Genomic DNA, 377 nt, shown 5'->3' on the forward strand with positions numbered 1-377 from the left:
CGGCCCCAGATCATCATGGCGAAGGTCTGCAGCAGGATCGACACGCCGATGGCGGTGATCAGCGGCGCCAGGCGCGGCGCATTGCGCAGCGGGCGGTAGGCGATGCGTTCGATCAGGAGACTGACCACGATACACACCGGGATCGCACCGACGATGGCGATGATCAGCTTGACGATGCCCGGCAGGTCCGGTGCCACATGCTGCACCAGTTTGAGCAGCGACAGGCCCACCATGGCCCCCACCATCAGGATGTCGCCGTGGGCAAAGTTGATCAGGTTCAGCACCCCGTACACCATGGTGTAGCCCAGGGCGATCAGTGCGTACATGCTGCCTAGCACCAATCCGTTGATGATCTGCTGGATGAAAATGTCCATGAA

1 protein-coding gene is annotated in these 377 nt (G+C 61.3%); it reads right to left on the reverse strand.

Going from position 1 to position 377, the window contains the following annotated elements; genetic code table 11:
• Positions 1–374: branched-chain amino acid ABC transporter permease (locus HWE04_RS24225; protein WP_446719257.1), on the reverse strand; the 374-nt coding region annotated here is incomplete at its 3' end.
• Positions 375–377 lie beyond the last annotated feature (3 nt).

The sequence above is a fragment of the Herbaspirillum sp. C7C2 genome, from assembly GCF_022627865.1.
In the GTDB taxonomy this organism is placed as follows: domain Bacteria; phylum Pseudomonadota; class Gammaproteobacteria; order Burkholderiales; family Burkholderiaceae_D; genus Herbaspirillum; species Herbaspirillum frisingense.